Origin of the sequence: Pseudomonas sp. PDM17 (assembly GCF_014851985.1) — a bacterium.
In the GTDB taxonomy this organism is placed as follows: Bacteria; Pseudomonadota; Gammaproteobacteria; order Pseudomonadales; family Pseudomonadaceae; genus Pseudomonas.
In genome coordinates this window covers 1-18493 of record NZ_JACVAT010000009.1, presented here as the reverse complement: position 1 = coordinate 18493, position 18493 = coordinate 1, and the positions used below count along the sequence as shown (strand labels likewise).

Here is an 18493-nt window from a genome sequence, read left to right as displayed (position 1 = left end):
GATGCCCGTCATCCAATCCGAAGTCGATCCCCAGGGCGAAGAATTCGCCCGCAACCGCGAGGCCATGCTGGCCGCCGTGGCGAGCTTCCGCGAGGTCGAGCAGAAGGTGCTGGACAAGGCCGCCGAGGCCAAGCCCAAGTTCGACAAGCGTGGCCAGCTGCTGCCGCGCGAACGCCTGAACCTGCTGCTGGACGCTGGCGCGCCGTTCCTCGAGATTTCCTCGCTGGCCGGCTACAAGCTGCATGACGACAAGGACGGCACCCAGGCCGGCGGCGGCATCATCTCCGGCATCGGCTACATCGCCGGGGTTCGCTGCCTGGTCACCGCCAGCAACAGCGCGATCAAGGGCGGCACCATCTCCCCCACCGGGCTGAAGAAGACCCTGCGCCTGCAGCAGATCGCCTTCGAGAACAAGCTGCCAGTGGTGGCGCTGACCGAGAGCGGCGGCGCCAACCTGAACTACGCGGCGGACATCTTCGTCGAGGGCGCGCGCGGCTTCGCCAACCAGGCGCGCATGTCGGCGATGGGCATTCCGCAGGTCACCGTGGTGCACGGCTCGTCCACCGCCGGCGGTGCCTACCAGCCGGGGCTGTCGGACTACGTGGTGGTGGTGCGCGGCAAGGCCAAGATGTTCCTCGCCGGCCCACCGCTGCTCAAGGCCGCCACCGGTGAAATCGCCACCGATGAAGACCTCGGCGGCGCCGAACTGCACGCCCAGGTCGCCGGCACCGCCGAGTACCTGGCGGAGAACGACGCCGACGGCGTGCGCCTGGCCCGCGAGATCCTCGCTTCGCTGCCGTGGAATGCGCAGCTGCCGGCGCGCCCGAAGCAACAGTGGGATGCCCCGCTGCACCCGGCCGAGGAGCTGCTCGGCGTGGTCCCGGCGGACGCCAAGAAGCCCTATGACGTGCGCGAGATCGTCGCGCGCATCGCCGATGGTTCGCGTTTCCTCGACTTCAAGAACGAGTTCGACAGCCAGACCGTCTGCGGCCACCTGCACATCGAAGGTCACGCCTGTGGTCTGATCGGCAACAACGGCCCGATCACCCCGCAGGGCGCGGCCAAGGCGGCGCAGTTCATCCAGCTGTGCGAGCAGAGCAACACGCCGATCCTGTTCCTGCACAACACCACCGGCTTCATGGTCGGCACCGAGTCCGAACGCCTGGGCGTGATCAAGCACGGCTCGAAGATGATCCAGGCCGTAGCCAACGCCACGGTGCCCAAGCTCACTCTGGTCGTCGGCGGCTCCTACGGCGCCGGCAACTACGCCATGTGCGGCCGCGGGCTGGACCCGCGCTTCATCTTCGCCTGGCCCAACAGCCGCACCGCCGTGATGGGCGGCGCCCAGGCCGGCAAGGTGCTGCGCATCGTCACCGAGGAAAAACACGCCAAGGAGGGCAAGGAGCCCGACCCGAAGATGCTCGACATGCTCGAACAGATGACCGCGCAGAAGCTCGACGCCCAGTCCACCGCGCTCTACGGCACGGCGAGCCTGTGGGACGACGGGCTGATCGACCCGCGCGACACCCGCGCGCTGCTCGGTTACCTGCTGGACATCTGCGCAGAGGCGGCCGTGCGGCCGCTCAAGGGTAATAGTTTTGGGGTAGCGAGGTTCTGATTGGAGGTCGGGAGTGCGGGCCGAGCCCCTCTCCCCCCGCCCTCTCCCTGAAGGGAGAGGGAGCCAAAGCGACCCGGCGTAAAGCGAACTTCCAGCCCGCTCCGAACAGCCCTCTCTCCCTTCAGGGAGAGGGTTGGGGAGAGGGCAAGGGAACAACTCAGGCTCAAGGAGAACAACAACGATGATCTTCACCCAGGAACACGAAGAACTCCGCCGCACCGTCCGCAACTTCGTCGAGCGCGAGATCAACCCCTACGTCGACGAGTGGGAAAAAGCCGGGCGCTTCCCGATCCATGAAGTCTTCAAGAAGGCCGGCGATCTGGGCCTGCTGGGTATCTCCAAGCCGGAGAAATTCGGCGGCATGGGCCTGGACTACAGCTACTCGGTGGTCGCCGCCGAAGAGTTCGGCACCATCCATTGCGGCGGCGTGCCGATGGCCCTGGGCGTGCAGACCGACATGTGCACCCCGGCGCTGGCGCGCTTCGGCTCCGACGAGCTGCGCGAGGAGTTCCTGCGCCCGGCGATCGCCGGCGAGATGGTCGGTTGCATCGGCGTCTCGGAAGTCGGCGCCGGCTCCGACGTGGCGGGCCTGAAGACCACCGCGCGCAAGGATGGCGACGACTACGTCATCAACGGCAGCAAGATGTGGATCACCAACTCGCCGTCGGCCGACTTCATCTGCCTGCTGGCCAACACCTCCGACGACAAGCCCCACGTCAACAAGTCGCTGATCATGGTGCCGATGAAGTCCAAGGGCATCAGCGTCAGCCCGCACCTGGACAAGCTCGGCATGCGCAGCTCGGAGACCGCCCAGGTGTTCTTCGACGATGTGCGCGTCCCCCAGCGCAACCGCATCGGCGCCGAGGGCGCGGGCTTCATGATGCAGATGCTGCAGTTCCAGGAAGAACGCCTGTTCGGCGCCGCCAGCGGGATCAAGGGGCTGGAATACTGCGTCAACGCCACCATCGAGTACTGCAAGGAGCGCAAGACCTTTGGCCAGTCGCTGATCGACAACCAGGTCATCCACTTCCGCATGGCCGAGCTGATGACCGAGATCGAGTGCCTGCGCGCCCTCACCTACCAGGCCACCGAGCAGTACATCCGCGGCAAGGACGTGACCCGCCTGGCCTCCATGGCCAAGCTCAAGGTCGGCCGCCTGGCCCGCGAAGTCACCGACGCCTGCCTGCAGTACTGGGGCGGCCAGGGATTCATGTGGGAAAACCCGGTCTCGCGCGCCTACCGCGACACCCGCCTGGTTTCCATCGGCGGCGGCGCCGACGAAATCATGCTGGGCATCATCTGCAAGATGATGGGCACCCTGCCGGGCAAGAAGAAGGGCTGATGCCATGACCCTGCCGAACTGCGAAACCCTGCTGCTGGAACGTGACGGCGGCGTGCTGCACGTCACCCTGAACCGCCCGGACAGCCGCAACGCCATGAGCCTGGCAATGGTCGGCGAACTGCGCGCGGTGCTGGCCGCCGTGCGCGACGACCGCGCCGTGCGCGCCATCGTCCTGCGCGGCGCCGGCGGGCACTTCTGCGCCGGCGGCGACATCAAGGACATGGCCGGCGCCCGCGCCGCCGGTCCGGATGCCTACGCCGCGCTGAACCGCGCCTTCGGCGGTCTGCTGGAAGAAGCCCAGGCGCAACCCCAGGTGCTGGTCGCCGTGCTGGAAGGCGCAGTGCTTGGCGGCGGCTTCGGCCTTGCCTGCGTCTCGGACATCGCCCTGGCGGCAGTGGACGCGCAGTTCGGCCTGCCGGAAACCAGCCTCGGCATCCTGCCGGCGCAGATCGCGCCCTTTGTGGTGAAGCGCATCGGCCTGACCCAGGCGCGCCGCCTGGCCCTCACCGCCGCCCGTTTCGACGGCCGCGAGGCGCTGCGGCTGGGCCTGGTGCATGCCTGCGCGGACAGCGCCGATAACCTCGGCGAACAGCTCGCCCAGACGATCGACCAGGTTCGCCGCTGCGCCCCCGGTGCCAACGCCGCCACCAAAGCGCTGCTGCTCGCCACCGAGAGCGAAGCCCTCGGCCCGCTGCTGGACGACGCTGCCCGCCAGTTCGCCGCTGCGGTGACCGGCGCGGAAGGCGCCGAAGGCACCCTGGCCTTCGTGCAGAAACGCAAACCGAACTGGGCGCAGTAGCCCCGAGGAAACCGTCATGCCCAGTTTCGACAAAATCCTCATCGCCAACCGTGGCGAGATCGCCTGCCGGGTGATCCGCACCGCCCATGACCTGGGCTACCGCACCGTGGCCGTGTACAGCGAGGCCGATGCCAACGCGCGCCATGTGCAACTGGCCGACGAAGCCGTGTGCGTCGGCCCGGCACCCGTGGGGCAGTCCTACCTGAAGCCGGATGCGATTCTCGAAGCGGCCAAGCGTACCGGCGCCAGCGCCGTCCACCCCGGCTACGGCTTCCTCTCGGAGAACGCCGACTTCGCCCGCGCCTGCGAGGCCGCTGGCATCGTATTCATTGGCCCTGGCGTGGAAGCCATCCACCTGATGGGCAGCAAGCGCCTCTCGAAGATCGCCATGCTCGAAGCCGGCGTGCCCTGCATCCCCGGTTACGAAGGCGCGGAGCAGGACGACGCCACCCTCACCCGCGAAGCGCAGCGCATCGGCTACCCACTGATGATCAAGGCCAGCGCTGGCGGCGGTGGGCGCGGCATGCGCCTGGTGACGCGCAGCGAAGACCTCGCCGAACAGCTGCGCACCGCGCGCTCGGAAGCGCAGAACGCCTTCGGCAGCGGCGAGCTGATCCTGGAGAAAGCCGTGGTGCAGCCGCGCCATGTGGAAATCCAGGTGTTCGGCGACAGTCACGGCAACATCGTTTACCTCGGCGAGCGCGACTGCTCGGTACAGCGCCGCCACCAGAAAGTCATCGAGGAAGCGCCCTGCCCCGTACTCAGCGAGGAGCTGCGCGCGGCCATGGGCGACGCTGCGGTGAAGGCCGCCGCGTCGGTGAACTACCTGGGCGCCGGCACCGTGGAATTCCTGTTGGACGCCAGCGGCGCCTTCTACTTCCTGGAAATGAACACCCGCCTGCAGGTGGAGCACCCGGTCACCGAGCTGGTCACCGGCCAGGACCTGGTGGCCTGGCAGATCCGCGTCGCCGAAGGCCATCCGCTGCCGCTGACCCAGGAGCAGGTCCAGCTCAGGGGCCACGCCATCGAAGTGCGCCTGTACGCCGAGGATGCAGGTGGCGGCTTCCTCCCGCAGACCGGCCAGGTACTGCGCTGGACACCGCCACAGCTGGACGGCATCCGCATCGACCACGGCCTGCGCGAAGGCCAGCCGGTGACGCCGTTCTACGACCCGATGCTGGCCAAGGTCATCGCCTATGGCGCCACCCGCGACGAGGCGCGGCGCAAGCTGATACGCGCCGTCGAGGACTGCGTGCTGCTGGGCGTAACCGGCAACCAGCGCTTCCTCGCCAACCTGCTCAAGCACCCGGAATTCGCCGCCGGCAAGGCCACCACCGCGTTCATCGGTGAGCAGTTCGCCGGCGACCCGAGCCTGGCCCCGTGCCAGCCGCAGGCGCTGGAACTGGCCTGTGCCGCCGCCCTGCTCTACCAGGCCTCGGCCAGCGACCGCGCGCACCAGCCCGGCCTTTCCGGCTGGCGCAGCGCCGGCAGCGCGCCGTGGCGTTTCGTCCTCAAGCATGGCGAGGAGAAATTCGCCGTCGAACTGCAAGTCCTCGAACACGGCCCCCGGCCGACGCTGCTGGCGCGCATCGGTGACAGCGAGATCCACCTGCACCTGCTCGGCGAAGAAAACGGCGACGCCATCCTCGAAGCCGACGGCGTTCGCCGCCGCCTGCCCTTCCACCGAGATGGCGCACGCCTGTGGCTGTATGGCGCGGACGGCAACCTGGAACTGCAGGACGTCACCCATGAGCCAGCCGGCGCCTCTGCTGGCGCAGGCTCCGGCACGGTAAAGGCGCCGATGGATGGCGCCATCGTCGACGTGCTGGTGGCCGAGGGCGCGCGGGTCAGCAAGGGCCAGCTGCTGCTGGTGCTGGAAGCGATGAAGATGGAGCACCCGCTCAAGGCCGGCGTCGACGGCGTGATCCGCCGCGTGCAGGTGATCAAGGGCGAGCAGGTGAAATCCCGGCAGTTGCTGGTGGAGGTCGAAGCGCTGGAGTCCGCCTGACAGCTTGGCTTCCCTCACCCCAGCCCCGGCTGGGCGCCCCGCTCCTGAGAGAGAGGGAGCCGTTCGGAGCAAAAGGGAGGCACGCCATTCATCCTTGCAGCAGACAGTCCCCTCTCCCTCCGGGAGAGGGTTAGGGTGAGGGCAGGCCCGAGCGCACCAGACATCAGAAAGCACATTTCGTAGGAGCGGATTCATCCGCGATTCCGTCCGACAAAGACAACAAGAACACGGAGCCCCAACCATGTCCCTCAAAGGCAAGACTCTCTTCATCACCGGCGCCAGCCGCGGCATCGGCCGCGAGATCGCCCTACGCGCCGCCCGCGACGGCGCCAACATCGTCATCGCCGCCAAGAGCGCCGAGCCCCACCCGAAACTGGAAGGCACCATCTTCAGCGTCGCCGAGGAAGTCGAGGCCGCCGGTGGCAAGGCGCTGGCCCTGCAACTGGACGTGCGCGACGAGAACGCCGTGCGCGACGCCATGGCCAAGGCCGCCGAGCACTTCGGCGGGATCGACGCGGTGATCAACAACGCCGGCGCCATCAAGCTGATCGGCGTGGAACGCCTGGAGCCCAAGCGCTTCGACCTGATGTACCAGATCAACACCCGCGCCGTGATGGTCTGCAGCCAGGCCGCGCTGCCCTACCTGAAGCAGAGCAAGGGCCACATCCTCAGCCTGTCTCCGCCGATCAACCTGGCCGGCAAGTGGTTCGCCCAGCACGGCCCCTACACCGTCACCAAATACGGCATGAGCATGCTCACCCTGGGGATGCACGAGGAGTTCAAGAAGTACGGCATCAGCGTCAACGCCCTGTGGCCGAAGACCATGATCGCCACTGCCGCCATCGAGTTCGAACTGGGCAGCCGCGACGCCTTCAAACGCGCCCGCACGCCGGCGATCATGGCCGACGCCGCCTACGCCATCCTCTCCAGCAGCGAGCGCGCCATCAGCGGCCGCCTGCTGATCGACGAGGACATCCTCCGCGAACAGGGCCAGAGCGACTTCGAGCAGTACCGCTTCGACCCGAACGGCGGCAGCCTGGTGCCCGATCTCTTCCTCGACTGACCGCTGCCGCCCATCGCACTAAGGCCAACGGCGGATAACCGCGAGCGGTCATCCGCCCTACGTCCCTTCCAGGCACCAGCTCCCCGTAGGGCGCATGACGCGGCACGTGTTATCCGCCGCATAGCCGCGGGCAGCGCGCCCTGTGACGTTTACCAATCGACACAAACCCGCCCTGGTCGTCCGGCCATCCCCTCCTAGACTGCGATGAACGCTCTGCCGGCCGGTTTGCCGATCTGCCCGGCCACACGCGCGCCCGGGCCATAGCCTCCCGCCAGGGGCCGACCTAGAGTCGCGCTGGAGCGTCTGCACGCCAGACAACAATGACAATAAGGGCACGCGTCAATGAGCCACGCCGATATCATCACCCCGACCCGCTTCCTCGCTCACCTGCCGGCCGCCCTCGGTCGCGTGCCACGCATGCTGCGCGGGCTGTACTACACCGGCATCCGCAACCGCGAGAAGAACCTCTCCCTGGGCTGGGCGCTGGAGCGCGCTGCGCGCCTCTACCCGGACAGCCCGGCGCTGATCGACGAACGGCGGCGCCTGTCCTACGCGCTGTTCAACGGCTGGGCCAACCGCCTGGCGCGGGCCTTCCAGGCCGAAGGCGTGGGCCACGCCAGCGTGGTCGCGGTGATGCTGGAGAACCGAGCCGAACTCATGGTGGTACTTGCCGCCCTGGCCAAGCTCGGCGCCATCGGCGCGCTGGTCAACACCACCCAGCGCGGCCAGGTGCTCAGCCACAGCCTCAACCTGGTAAAGCCCAGCCACTTCGTGGTCGGCGAGGAACTGCGCGAGGCTTTCGAGGACGTCCGCCCGGCCCTGGAAAACAGCGGCGGGCGCTGCTACTGGATCGCCGACGGTGAAGACTCGGCACAGGCCCCGGCCGGCTGGCAAAGCCTGATGCGTCTGGCGCAGGAACAGGATTCGAACAACCTCGCCGAGACAGCGCGGGTACGTCTGAAGGACGCCTGCTTCTACATCTACACCTCCGGCACCACCGGCCTGCCGAAGGCCTCGATCATGAGCCACGGCAAGTGGATCAAGGCCTACGGCGGCTTCGGCCACTCCGGGCTCGGGCTGACGAACAGCGACGTGCTCTACCTGACCCTGCCCTGCTACCACAACAACGCCGTGACCGTCTGCTGGAGCGCCGTGCTCGCCGGTGGCGCGGCCATCGCCCTGCGCCGCAAGTTCTCCGCCAGCGCCTTCTGGAAGGACGTGCAGGCCTACCAGGCGACCTGCTTCGGCTACATCGGCGAGCTCTGCCGGTACCTGCTCAACCAGCCGCAATGCGAAGAAGAGCGCGGCAACACCCTGACCTGCATGATCGGCAACGGCCTGCGCCCATCGATCTGGAACGAGTTCAAAGAGCGTTTCGGCATCGAGCGCATCACGGAGTTCTACGCGTCCAGCGAAGGCAACATCGGTTTCACCAACGTATTCAACTTCGACAATACGGTGGGCTTCTCGCCGGCAACCTACGCGATCGTTCGTTATGACCTGGAAAATGACCAGCCGGTGCGCAACGCCAAGGGTTTCATGGAAAAGGTCGACAAGGGCGAAGCTGGCCTGCTGATCAGCGAGATCAGCGACAAGTGGCCGTTCGACGGTTACACCGACCCGGCCAAGAGCGAGGCGGTGATCTACCGCAACGTGTTCAAGGAAGGCGATACCTGGTTCAACACCGGCGACCTGATGCGCGACATCGGCTTCAAGCACACGCAGTTCGTCGACCGCCTCGGCGACACCTTCCGCTGGAAGGGCGAGAACGTCTCCACCACTGAAGTGGAAAACGCCCTGGGCGCCTTCCCCGGCGTGGAGGATGCGGTGGTCTACGGCGTGGAGATTCCCGGCACCAACGGCCGCTGCGGCATGGCCGCGCTGCGCCTGGCCGATGGCGCGAGCCTGGACGCCGCGCTGCTGGCGGCGCACCTGGACCGCGAGCTACCGGCCTACGCCGTGCCGCTATTCCTGCGCCTGCTGGTCCAGGTGGAGACCACCGGGACCTTCAAGTACAAGAAGACCGACCTCAAGCGTAACGCCTACGACCCCTCAGCCGTGACCGAGGCGCTGTTCGTGCGACTACCCGGCGAGGCGGACTACCGGGCGCTGGACGGCGCGCTGTTCGAGGCGATTCGCGACGGCGTTCACCGCTTCTGAGCGAACCTTCGCAGAAGCGGGCCTGTTCGCAAAGCTTTGTCTGGAGCTCCAGGCGCGGCGATGTTCGCGAGCAGGCTCACTCCTACAGGGAAACCGAGGGGGTCAGTTGCGGAACTGGAACTGCAGTTCGGCGCCGCGAATATCCGAGTGCCAGCTGTCGTCATTGGTTTCGCGCTCATTCGGCTCGCGCGAGATCAACCGGCCGCCCACCTGGAACGGGCTCTGCCCGGTCTTTTCGCCGAACATCTGCGGCAGCAGGGGCTTGTCCTCCAACTCGGTCACCGACTTATCCGGATCGAGCGGGTGGACTATATCCTTGGGCAGGCGCAGATCGAGCTTCACCGGCGGCAGTGGCTGCTTGACGACAGGGTCGACCGGCTTCTTCACCTGCGCCGGGGTCTTCGACGGCGCCTTGGCCTCGGGCTTGATGGCCGCTTCGACCGCGGGCGCCTTGGGCGAGGCCACGGCCTTGGCCGCAGCGGGCTTGGCTTCCGACTCGCGCGGTTGCTCGGCGCTCGGCTCGGGCGCGGGCGCGCTGGCCGCTGGCGCCGGCACTGCAGCGGGCGCTGGAGCCGGAACCGGAGCAGCAGCCTTGTCCTTGTGCTCATCACCACAGGCGGCGAGCAGCAGGGACAAACTGGCGACAATGAGAATTCTGGACATCTTCATGGAGCTGACCGTCAGAAAAACCGCGCAATGCTGGCGCGAGATGCGAGGCAGAGCAAGAGCCTTGCCATGACAAACCATTACGACGATCAGTCTGACAGGCGCGATCTGAACCCCGCCTGTCACTGATCAAGGGTTGTCAGGCAAATCCTTCAAGGCGTGATCGATATCCAGGTCCGGGAAGCGCTGCCGCAGGCTCTCGCGCACACGTTCAGCCTCCTCCTTCTTTCCCTTGTCCTGCAAGTCGCGCAGATGCAACAGGCTGGTGCGCGGCTCGTCGGTCTCCGCCGCGAACGCCTGCACCTTTCCCTGCACCTGGGCGTCAGAAAGCTCGCGAGCCTCTGCCTGAACCTTGGCCTTCGCACTCTCCACGGCCAATTTCTTGCTCATCGGCGCAGGCTTGGCGAGCTCGTCCATCGAAGCACCGGCAGCCACGCTATCCCTCTGCGGTGCGGCCATGCTCGGCTCCGCCGCATAGGGCGCGGCAGACGGGGCCGCTGGCGGTGCCATGGCCGGAGCGGGAGCCGGCGCACGCATCATCGCCGGAGCGGCCGGTGCATCGAAACGATCCGGCGCCTCCTCGTAGGTCCGCAGGGTCAGACTCAGGCCGATGCCCAGGGTTGCCAGACCCGCTACGGCAACGCCCCAGCGCTGCCGGCTGCCGGCGCCCTGCAGCCAATGGTGCAGGCGCTGGGCGAGACTCGGCCTCTTCTCCTGCACGGTGGCACGGGCTGCAGCCAGGATGCGCGCGTCCAGCTGCGCCGACGGCTGCTCATCGCTGTGCCGGCGGTAGTGCTCGAGCAGGTCCTGCTCGTGCGGATCGCGGTTCATGGATTCACCTCCTCGGTCACCGACGGGTCGGACAACAACCGACGCAGTTTCTGCATCGCATAGCGGAGCCGGCTCTTCACCGTTTCGGCCGGAGTTTTCGTCAGCTCGGCAATTTCGTTCAGCTCCAGGTCACCATGGGTGCGCAGCAGGAACACTTCGCGCTGCTCTTCCGGCAAGGACTCCAGCGCGCCTTGCAGGCGCTGCCGGTCGCGGCTCAGGCTGAGCTCGCGCTCGGGGTCGACGCTTTCGCCGGCCAGCGCCTCGCCGTGCAGCTGCTCGTCGAAGCTCTCCTGACGGCCCAGGTGACGGCCCAGCTTGCGCCAATGGTCGATCAGACGGTTGCGGCCGATCTGGTACAGCCAGGTCTTGAAGCTGGCCGCACCCAGCGGCTGGCTGTCGCTGCGGATCAGGCTCATCCAGGTTTCCTGGAACACTTCCTCGGCCTGGGCGTGGTCGCCACACAGGCCGCAGAGGAAGCGGAACAGGCCGAGGCGATGACGAGCGTAGAGCTCGGCGAAGGCCTCGGCGTCGCCTTGTCGGTAGCGTCGCAGCAATGCCGCGTCGCTTTCGTCCTTGGGGGATATCTTCAACTCTCTCGATCCGTATCGGGGCGGGTGTCTGCAGGCACTGCGCCAGCCGTCCAGTATCACCGATGTCGCGCGTATTGGTGTAGCGCCGGGTCGCCACTGGCCAGCAGGCAGGAGGGTTTGACTGTCGAGCGGCACGGCATCGGTCTCATCGAGGGGTCAATGACCTTGGACGAGACGGCGAGTGGAAACGGGTCGATTCGTGCGCCGGAAGCTTCATGGGGCGCACGACCGCGAACGGTAGTGCGCCCCATGACGCAAGCAATGAAGGGACGCTGAACAGCCGTCAGGCAGCGATCAGCTCCTCCTGGCAGAGCTGGCAGGCCAGCATGCCAAGGGTCATGATCGCCCGCTCCGCCTCGCGGTCCCACGGGATGCCGCAGGTCAGGCGCAGGCAGTTGTTGAACTGCTCGGTGTTACTGAAGATCAGCCCCGGCGCGATACTGATGCCCTGCTCCAGCGCGCGCACGTGCAGCTCCTTGGTGTTCACCTTGGCCGGCAGGCTGACCCAGAGGATGAAGCCGCCCTTGGGCCGGGTCATCTGCGTGCCTTCGGGGAAGTACTGCTGCACCGCCAGCTGGTAGGCGGTCATGTTCTTGCGGTACTCCTGGCGGATGTAGCGCAGGTGCCGGTCGTAGCCGCCGTTCTCCAGGTAGGCCGCCACCCCCATCTGGGTGACGGTGCACGCTGAATGCGTGGTGAAGGTCTGCAGGCGGCGGATTTCCTCCTGGTAGCGCTCGGTGATGATCCAGCCGATGCGCACGCCGGGGGAAATGGTCTTGGAGAAACTCGAGCAATACACCACGCGACCATCACGGTCGTGGGCCTTGAGCGCCTTGGTCTGGCCCTGATCGAACATCAGCTCGCCGTAGATATCGTCCTCGATCACCCCGATGTTGTGCTCGGCGGTGAGCTTGAGCAGCGCTTTCTGACGGTCTTCCGGAATGGTGCCGCCCAGCGGATTGCTCAGACGCGCGGTCAGCACCAGCGCCTTGATGGGCCACTGGTTGGCGGCCAGTTGCAGGGCCTCCAGGCTGATACCGGTCAGCGGGTCGCTGGGGATCTCGATGACCTTGAGGCCGAGGATGTCGGCCAACTGCAGCAAGCCGTAATAGCTCGGCGACTCGGTGGCGATCAGGTCGCCCGGACGGGTCATCACGCGCAAGGCCATGTGGATGGCGTCCACGCAGCCGTGGGTGATGGTCACCTGGGTCGGGTCGACCACCACGCCGGCGTCACGCATGCGGATCGCCACCTGGCGACGCAGCGGCTCGTAGCCGGGGCTGAACATGTAGCTGAAGGCGCGCGGGCTGGAGAATCGCGTGACCTTGGCCAACTGCTGGTGCAGCGCGCGAACCGGGAGGTAGTCCACGTGCGGCACGGCAGCACCCAGCGGAAACACGCCTTCGCGGCGCGCTTCGGCGAGTACCTGGTTGATGATGCTGCTGCGGGTGACCAGCCCGGGCCGCTCGACTCGGGCGATGTCCGGGGTCGAAGCTGTCAGCGCTGGCGTGCGGTGCACGTAGAAGCCGGACTGCGGGCGCGCACGGATCAGCCCCTGGTCTTCGAGGGTGGCGTAAGCCTGAAGCACCGTGGCGTGGCTGACGTTGAGCTGAGTGCTCAACTTGCGCACGGACGGCACGCGCTCGCCCGGCTGGTAGACACCACGACGGATGTCTTCCGCCAGTTGCTGGGCGATGCGCTGGTATAGCAGCAGATTGGACATGACGGCCATCCCTCGGTCATTGAACCGAAACAGTAGCCAAAAAGTGCAAACTGTTCCAGAACAGTCTGAGGCATTCCGTCCGATACAGTTACGCCGCCCCGCTCGCTCAGATCTCCCCGAGCCAGTCCAGCAGCCCCGCCACCACCAGTTGCGCATCGGTGGTCAGGCCGAGCTTCTGCATGGCGTTGCGCTTGTGGGTGCTGATAGTGGAGACACTGCGGTTGGTCCGCTCGGCGATTTCCCCCACCGTGGCGCCATGGGCCAGGCGGCGGATGATATCGATCTCGGTCGGGCTCAGCGGCTTGCCGGTATGGCGCGGCGGTCGCAGCATCGGATCGATGTAGGTTTCGCCCTTGCGGATGCGGGCGATGGCGTCGTCGAGCAGGCTCAGCGGGTTGCGTTTGCAGACATAGCCCACGGCGCCGCACTTGACCGCTGCGGTGGCCAAGAGTGGCGCGCCCATGACCGAGTAGACCAGCACAGGCACTTCCGGATGGTGGCGCTGCAGCCATTCGATGAGGTGCACACCGTCACGCCCGCGGGCGCCGGGCAGCGCCAGCTCGACGATGGCCAGATCGACCTCGGGATGAGCAGTGAGCACATCCAGCAGGCTGTCGGTGTCGCTGACGAAGGCTTTCACCTGCGCCAGTTCGCGCTCCAGCAGATAGCGTTCCAGGCCCCAACCGATCATCGGTTGCGGGTCCGCCACGATTACATTGAAAAGCTTTTTTTCCGATGACATCTCGTTCTCTCGTCTACAGCTCCCCTGAGGGGATTAGTCGCACTTGGCTATTTTCGCCAAGCTGCCACTCGAAAGATTTCGAGATCCCCCTGACAAAAAACCCCGGAGCCAAGGCTTCCGGGGTTTTCCTGTGACGGGATATTGCGAAGGGATCAGCGTTCGGCGCCGAGCTGGCCCTTCTCATCGGAGAAGACGATCTCCACCCGGCGGTTCTGCGCGCGCCCCAGCGAGGAGGCGTTGTCCGAGATCGGATAAGACTCGCCATAGCCCTGCACCTGCACGCGCTTTTCGTCCACACCCAGATCGGTCAGCGCGTCAGCCACGGCCTGCGCACGGTCCTTGGACAGCTGCAGATTCTGCTCGCGGTCTCCTTCACCGTCGGTGTAGCCCTCGATGCGGATCACCCGGCGCGGATTGAGCTGGAGGAACTGCACCAGCTTGAGCACGGTGCGATTGGCGGCGGGCTTGAGGTCCGCTTCGCCGCTATCGAACAGCACGTCGCCGAGGGTCAGCACCAGCCCGCGCTCGGTTTCGCTGGTGGCAAGGCTGACCATCTGCTGTTCCAGCCACTTGCTCTGTTCCTGCACGTTGAGCAGACGCGCTTCGCGCATCGCCAGTTGCAGACGCTCACGCTCCATCTGCTGCTTGCCCAGGCGCTCCTGGTTCAGGGCCAGGTTGCTGTGCTCGCGGGCGATTTCGCTGTAGCGCTGGCTGAGGTAGGAGTACTGCAGCACGTCGTCGCTGCTGCCCCAGTAGTTGGACAGGCGCTCGGCTCGGGCCAGCGACTCGCCGGCGCGGATCACGTCCTTGGGCGCACTGCGCAGCACCGAGGAGTCCTCCTTCACGGCCTGGAACTGCAGGCGTGCCTGCTCCAGGGACTTCTCGCTGAGCTGGCTGTTGGCGCAGCCGGCCAGCAGCGCGACGGCGGAAAGAGCCCCCATCCACGACGAGCCACGGCGCAACAGTTGTGCGGAAGTCATTGCACTTCTCCCAACTGTTTGCGCAGGCGGTTGATGCTCTTGCTCTGCTCGGCCAGTTGCTCGACGCTCTTGCGCGTCAGCTCCTTGGCCTCGGCCAGGCGGGCGTCAAGTTCAGCCTGCTCGGCGAGCTGCCGGGCCTTCTTGTTCGAGCCGACTGCCAGGGCGCCCTTGGCGGCCTGGTACTTGTCCTCGGCGAGCTTGAGCTCGGCCAGGTCATCGGTCGCACCCACGGCCTTGGCCTGTTCCAGCGCCTGTTCGGTGAGGCGCATCTGTTCATTGGGAGCCGGGTCGTTCGTCGCACAGCCGGCCAATGCAAACAAAGCCAGGCCGGCGACCATCATCCGTCGATTGATCACGAAATCTATTGTCCTACTCGGTGGGAGTGCTGGCAGGCTGAAGCTGCTGGGCCTTCCAGCGGGCCAGGTTGTCCTGCAGCAGGCGCTGCGGGACTCCGGCGGCCGTCAATTCTGTCATTTTTTTCGCCAGTTGTCCGCGCAGCCACGGGTCATTGCAGGCCGAGTTGTGCGCCACGGTCAGGTACAGACCTTCGCTGGAGATCGGCGGTTCCAGCGGCTGCAGATCGTCGGCCATGCCGAGGGTATCGGCGACCGCCAGGCCGGGGTAGTGCTCGTAGATCACATAATCCGAGCGCTTGAGCAGCAGCTTCTGGAAGGCCTGGGTCAGGCTGGGCACCTCTTCCAGGGTCAGCTCCTGCTTGGCGAAGGTGTCGAAGTCCGGGCCGAAGCTGTTGTTCACCAGGGTACCGCCCTTCAGGCCACGCAGGTCGTCACGACCGGCATAGGGCGTGGTGGCGTCCTTGCGCATCCACACCACATTGTCGGTAGTGAGGAAGGCCGGATGGATGTAGTCCATGGTTTCCAGGCGCGGCGGCGTGAGGAAGGCGCCGGCAATCAGGTCGACCCGACCCAGCCGCGCTTCTTCCTGAGCGCGGGCCCAGGAGCCGGTGTAGATCACCCGGATGTTCACCCCGACCGCCTTGCCGATCTGCTCCAGCAGGTCGGCGTTGGCGCCGATCAGGCGTTCCGGCTGCGCCGGATCACGCCACAGGTAGGGCGGGTATTCCGGGTTTCCGGTGGCCACCAGGCGCTCGCACTTGCCGGCTGCAGAACCGGCCAGGGGAATGGAGAAAGTCACCAGCAACAGCGCCGCACGGATCAGCGTGGAGCAATCGGGCATCGGTAGTCTCGCTCACCAGAAGAAAGAACGGCCATGCTTAGAGCCGCAAAATGCTAGCGTAAAGCACACCGACCTGATTTGGTAATAAGGACTTCTCATGAAGAAAGCCCTTCTGGCCCTTCTCCTGGCGATAGCCGTCACCGCTGGCGTGCTCTATGCCTTCCCCTCCACCCTGCTGGCGACTGCGCAGTACGTCGAAAGCGCCCGCGCCCGGCTGTCCACCAACAGCCTGCAGGTCGACGACCTCGACATCACCTACTACGAGGGCGGCCCGGATAAGGCCCAGACCATTCTGTTGATCCACGGCTTCGGCGCCGACAAGAGCAACTGGCCGCGCTTCGCCCGCTTCCTGACCAGCGACTATCACGTCATCGCCGTCGACCTGCCAGGCTTCGGCGACAGCAGCAAACCTGCAAACATCAGCTACGACGTCGGCACCCAGGCCGAGCGCCTGGCGGATTTCATGCGCGAACAGGGCATCGGCCGCTTCCACGTGGTCGGCAACTCCATGGGCGGGCATATCGCCGCACTGCTGGCCGCGCGGCATCCGCAGGAAGTGCTGTCAGTCGGCCTGTTCGACAATGCCGGCGTTATCGCACCGCACCCGAGCGAGCTGTTCGAGCACCTCAAGAAGGGCGAAAACCCGCTGGTGCTGCGCTCGGTGGATGACTTCCCCGCCCTGCTCGACTTCGTCTTCGTACAGAAGCCGCCGCTGCCGTCGCGGCTGCAGGACTATCTGGCGGAACGCTCGCTGGAGCGCAGCGCGTTCAACGCCATGGTTTTCCAGCAGCTACGTGAGCGCTATATCCCGCTGGAACCCGAGTTGCCGAAGATCACTGCGCCGACCCTGCTGCTGTGGGGCGACCGCGACCGCGTGCTGGACGTTTCCAGCATCGACGTGATGAAGCCACTGCTGAAGAAACCCAGTGTGGCCATCCTGCGCGATTGCGGCCATGTGCCGATGATCGAGCGCCCGGAGGAAACCGCCCGCCTCTACCTGGACTTCCTCCAGCGCAACCACGCCCCCGTGACCGCGTCGAACTGAACCAGGCTGGAAAACAGAAACGGCGCCCGAAGGCGCCGTTTCTACTGGGGCAAACTCAGAGCTGGATCAGATTCGGAATCTGCACGTCCGGATTGACGTCCTGCTCGTAGTCCACGCCAGCGATCTCGAAGCCGAAGAGTCGCAGGAACTCGGACTTGTAGCCAGTGAAGTCGGTCAGCTGGTACAGGTTCTCGTTGGTCACCTTGTTCCACAGGTCCTTCACGGTGTCCTGCACATCCGGCTGCAGTTCCTTGTAGTCGGCGCGCAGGCGACCATCGGTGTCCAGGTGCGGTTCAGCACCGTACAGGCTCTCACGGAACAGGCCGTCGACCTGCTCGATGCAACCTTCGTGGGTGCCCTTCTCCTTCATCACCTTGAACAGCAGCGACAGGTACAGCGGCATCATCGGGATGGCCGAACTGGCCTGGGTGACCACGGCCTTCAGCACCGAAACACGGGCGTCGCCACCGGTGACGGCCAGCTTCTCGCGAATGCCCAGGACCTTCTGGTCCAGATCCTTCTTGGCAGCGCCGATGGAGCCGTTCCAATACAGGTCGTGGGTGATCTCTTCGCCCAAGTAGGTGAAAGCGGTGGTCTTGGCGCCGTCGGCCAGCACACCGGCCTCCTGCAGGGCGTCGATCCACATCTGCCAGTCCTCACCCCCCATTACCGCCACGGTGTTGGCGATTTCCTCAGGCGTCGCCGGCTCCATCACGCTTTCCTTGATCACTTCCTTGTCGGTGTCCAGACCACGGAAGTTGACGGCCTTGCCCACCGGCTTGAGCACGGAGTTGAAGACCTCGCCGGTCTTCGGATGAGTACGGCGCGGAGCGGCCAGGCTGTAGACGACCAGGTCGACCTTGCCCAGGTCCTGCTTGATGGTGTCGATGGTGACTTTCTTCACTTCATCGGAGAAGGCGTCGCCATTGATGCTGCGCGCGTAAAGACCCTTGGCCTTGGCGAACTTCTCGAAGGCAGCGGAGTTGTACCAACCGGCGGTGCCCGCCTTGGTCTCGCTGCCGGGGCGCTCGAAGAACACACCCAGGGTGTCGGCGCCGGCGCCAAAGGCGGCGCTGATGCGCGCGGCCAGGCCATAGCCGGTGGAGGAACCGATGACCAGGACCTTCTTCGGACCGTTGGCGATGGGGCCGTGCGCCTCGACGTACTCGATCTGTTCCTTGACGTTGGCCTCACAGCCGGTCGGGTGGGTAGTGACGCAGATGAAGCCACGCACGCGCGGTTTGATGATCATGAAAACCTCGGTAGCCAGGTGTCGATTGAACACATTCAGGAACTGGAGACGTCGCGCATTGTAGATGAGACACCTTCGCCGGTGGACTTCTCGGCAAAGATTCGTGACCAATGGGTCATCAGCGCAGTAAAACGCTCATTTCCCGAGAAAAATCAGGGACCTGAAATGAAAGAACCCGCCACATGGGCGGGTTCCTTCAGCAAGCGGATCGGGCTCAGATGGCCTTTTCCAGCTCCGGTACAGCTTCGAACAGATCGGCGACCAGACCGTAGTCGGCAACCTGGAAGATCGGCGCCTCTTCGTCCTTGTTGATCGCAACGATCACTTTCGAGTCCTTCATGCCCGCCAGGTGCTGGATGGCGCCGGAGATACCGACGGCCACGTACAGCTGCGGAGCGACGATCTTGCCGGTCTGGCCGACCTGCATGTCGTTCGGCACGAAGCCGGCGTCAACGGCAGCGCGGGAAGCGCCGACGG

General features: G+C 65.7%; 17 protein-coding genes. 7 read left to right on the top strand and 10 right to left on the bottom strand.

The window, feature by feature from the left end; all coding sequences use genetic code 11:
• Position 1: 1 nt before the first annotated feature.
• From atuC to IB256_RS26370, 6 genes are all read left to right on the top strand, one after another.
• Entirely contained in the window at positions 2–1618 is a 1617-nt protein-coding gene (gene atuC, locus IB256_RS26395; RefSeq protein WP_192295059.1) for a geranyl-CoA carboxylase subunit beta, read from the top strand.
• A gap of 181 nt (positions 1619–1799) precedes the next feature.
• Complete coding sequence (gene atuD, locus IB256_RS26390) at positions 1800–2960, top strand: citronellyl-CoA dehydrogenase (protein ID WP_081518676.1); 1161 nt, start codon at positions 1800–1802, stop codon at positions 2958–2960.
• A 4-nt stretch (positions 2961–2964) separates the two neighbouring features.
• A complete protein-coding gene (gene atuE, locus IB256_RS26385; protein ID WP_081518677.1) occupies positions 2965–3759 on the top strand; it encodes an isohexenylglutaconyl-CoA hydratase in 795 nt (264 codons plus the stop codon).
• Positions 3760–3775: 16 nt separating this feature from the next.
• The gene (gene atuF, locus IB256_RS26380; protein ID WP_192295061.1) at positions 3776–5767 is read left to right on the top strand and encodes a geranyl-CoA carboxylase subunit apha; all 1992 of its coding nucleotides are present in this window, start codon (positions 3776–3778) and stop codon (positions 5765–5767) included.
• A 241-nt stretch (positions 5768–6008) separates the two neighbouring features.
• Entirely contained in the window at positions 6009–6830 is an 822-nt protein-coding gene (locus IB256_RS26375; RefSeq protein ID WP_192404663.1) for an SDR family oxidoreductase, read from the top strand.
• 342 nt (positions 6831–7172) lie between these two features.
• The gene (locus IB256_RS26370) at positions 7173–8990 is read left to right on the top strand and encodes a long-chain-acyl-CoA synthetase (RefSeq protein ID WP_192404662.1); all 1818 of its coding nucleotides are present in this window, start codon (positions 7173–7175) and stop codon (positions 8988–8990) included.
• A gap of 102 nt (positions 8991–9092) precedes the next feature.
• Here the strand turns inward: IB256_RS26370 and IB256_RS26365 are convergent, their stop codons facing one another.
• The 8 genes from IB256_RS26365 to IB256_RS26330 all read right to left on the bottom strand — a co-directional run bounded on the left by IB256_RS26365 (position 9093) and on the right by IB256_RS26330 (position 15719).
• Positions 9093–9659 carry a translation initiation factor 2 gene (locus IB256_RS26365; RefSeq protein WP_192404661.1) on the bottom strand — a complete coding sequence of 189 codons (567 nt, stop codon included), beginning with the start codon at positions 9657–9659 and terminating at the stop codon, positions 9093–9095.
• 126 nt (positions 9660–9785) lie between these two features.
• Positions 9786–10487, bottom strand: coding sequence for a hypothetical protein (locus tag IB256_RS26360; protein WP_192404660.1), 702 nt, complete (start codon positions 10485–10487; stop codon positions 9786–9788).
• Positions 10484–11077: an RNA polymerase sigma factor gene (locus IB256_RS26355; protein WP_192404659.1), complete on the bottom strand. Its 594-nt coding sequence runs from the start codon at positions 11075–11077 to the stop codon at positions 10484–10486. Before IB256_RS26355 ends, IB256_RS26360 begins: the two co-directional genes overlap by 4 nt.
• 283 nt (positions 11078–11360) lie before the next feature.
• A complete protein-coding gene (locus IB256_RS26350; RefSeq protein ID WP_045212506.1) occupies positions 11361–12800 on the bottom strand; it encodes a PLP-dependent aminotransferase family protein in 1440 nt (479 codons plus the stop codon).
• Positions 12801–12906: 106 nt separating this feature from the next.
• Entirely contained in the window at positions 12907–13542 is a 636-nt protein-coding gene (locus IB256_RS26345) for a response regulator transcription factor (protein WP_081518684.1), read from the bottom strand.
• A gap of 152 nt (positions 13543–13694) precedes the next feature.
• A complete protein-coding gene (locus IB256_RS26340; protein WP_405307454.1) occupies positions 13695–14522 on the bottom strand; it encodes an OmpA family protein in 828 nt (275 codons plus the stop codon).
• Positions 14519–14863: a DUF4398 domain-containing protein gene (locus IB256_RS26335; RefSeq protein ID WP_192295086.1), complete on the bottom strand. Its 345-nt coding sequence runs from the start codon at positions 14861–14863 to the stop codon at positions 14519–14521. The genes IB256_RS26340 and IB256_RS26335 overlap by 4 nt, the downstream gene beginning before the upstream one ends.
• Before the next feature lie 28 nt (positions 14864–14891).
• Complete coding sequence (locus IB256_RS26330; RefSeq protein ID WP_192404658.1) at positions 14892–15719, bottom strand: substrate-binding periplasmic protein; 828 nt, start codon at positions 15717–15719, stop codon at positions 14892–14894.
• 97 nt (positions 15720–15816) lie between these two features.
• Between IB256_RS26330 and IB256_RS26325 the strand changes: the two genes are divergently transcribed.
• On the top strand, positions 15817–16764 hold the full coding sequence (locus tag IB256_RS26325; RefSeq protein ID WP_192295068.1) for an alpha/beta fold hydrolase: 948 nt from the start codon (positions 15817–15819) through the stop codon (positions 16762–16764).
• 55 nt (positions 16765–16819) lie between these two features.
• On the opposite strand, the gene fabV is transcribed toward IB256_RS26325, so the two are convergent.
• Both fabV and IB256_RS26315 read right to left on the bottom strand, forming a co-directional pair.
• Entirely contained in the window at positions 16820–18016 is a 1197-nt protein-coding gene (gene fabV / locus IB256_RS26320) for an enoyl-ACP reductase FabV (RefSeq protein ID WP_192404657.1), read from the bottom strand.
• Between the two features lie 214 nt (positions 18017–18230).
• Positions 18231–18493 (bottom strand): FAD-binding protein (locus IB256_RS26315; RefSeq protein ID WP_225601973.1); only part of this gene is annotated, 263 nt, incomplete at its 5' end.

Coding starts and splice junctions, on each gene's coding strand:
- atuD (WP_081518676.1), top strand. CDS start 1,800: ATGATCTTCACCCAGGAACACGAAGAACTCCGCCGCACCGTCCGCAAC.
- IB256_RS26350 (WP_045212506.1), bottom strand. CDS start 12,800: ATGTCCAATCTGCTGCTATACCAGCGCATCGCCCAGCAACTGGCGGAA.
- IB256_RS26370 (WP_192404662.1), top strand. CDS start 7,173: ATGAGCCACGCCGATATCATCACCCCGACCCGCTTCCTCGCTCACCTG.
- IB256_RS26335 (WP_192295086.1), bottom strand. CDS start 14,863: ATGATGGTCGCCGGCCTGGCTTTGTTTGCATTGGCCGGCTGTGCGACG.
- IB256_RS26360 (WP_192404660.1), bottom strand. CDS start 10,487: ATGAACCGCGATCCGCACGAGCAGGACCTGCTCGAGCACTACCGCCGG.
- fabV (WP_192404657.1), bottom strand. CDS start 18,016: ATGATCATCAAACCGCGCGTGCGTGGCTTCATCTGCGTCACTACCCAC.
- IB256_RS26330 (WP_192404658.1), bottom strand. CDS start 15,719: ATGCCCGATTGCTCCACGCTGATCCGTGCGGCGCTGTTGCTGGTGACT.
- atuF (WP_192295061.1), top strand. CDS start 3,776: ATGCCCAGTTTCGACAAAATCCTCATCGCCAACCGTGGCGAGATCGCC.
- atuC (WP_192295059.1), top strand. CDS start 2: ATGCCCGTCATCCAATCCGAAGTCGATCCCCAGGGCGAAGAATTCGCC.
- IB256_RS26345 (WP_081518684.1), bottom strand. CDS start 13,542: ATGTCATCGGAAAAAAAGCTTTTCAATGTAATCGTGGCGGACCCGCAA.
- IB256_RS26375 (WP_192404663.1), top strand. CDS start 6,009: ATGTCCCTCAAAGGCAAGACTCTCTTCATCACCGGCGCCAGCCGCGGC.
- atuE (WP_081518677.1), top strand. CDS start 2,965: ATGACCCTGCCGAACTGCGAAACCCTGCTGCTGGAACGTGACGGCGGC.
- IB256_RS26365 (WP_192404661.1), bottom strand. CDS start 9,659: ATGAAGATGTCCAGAATTCTCATTGTCGCCAGTTTGTCCCTGCTGCTC.
- IB256_RS26340 (WP_405307454.1), bottom strand. CDS start 14,522: ATGACTTCCGCACAACTGTTGCGCCGTGGCTCGTCGTGGATGGGGGCT.
- IB256_RS26325 (WP_192295068.1), top strand. CDS start 15,817: ATGAAGAAAGCCCTTCTGGCCCTTCTCCTGGCGATAGCCGTCACCGCT.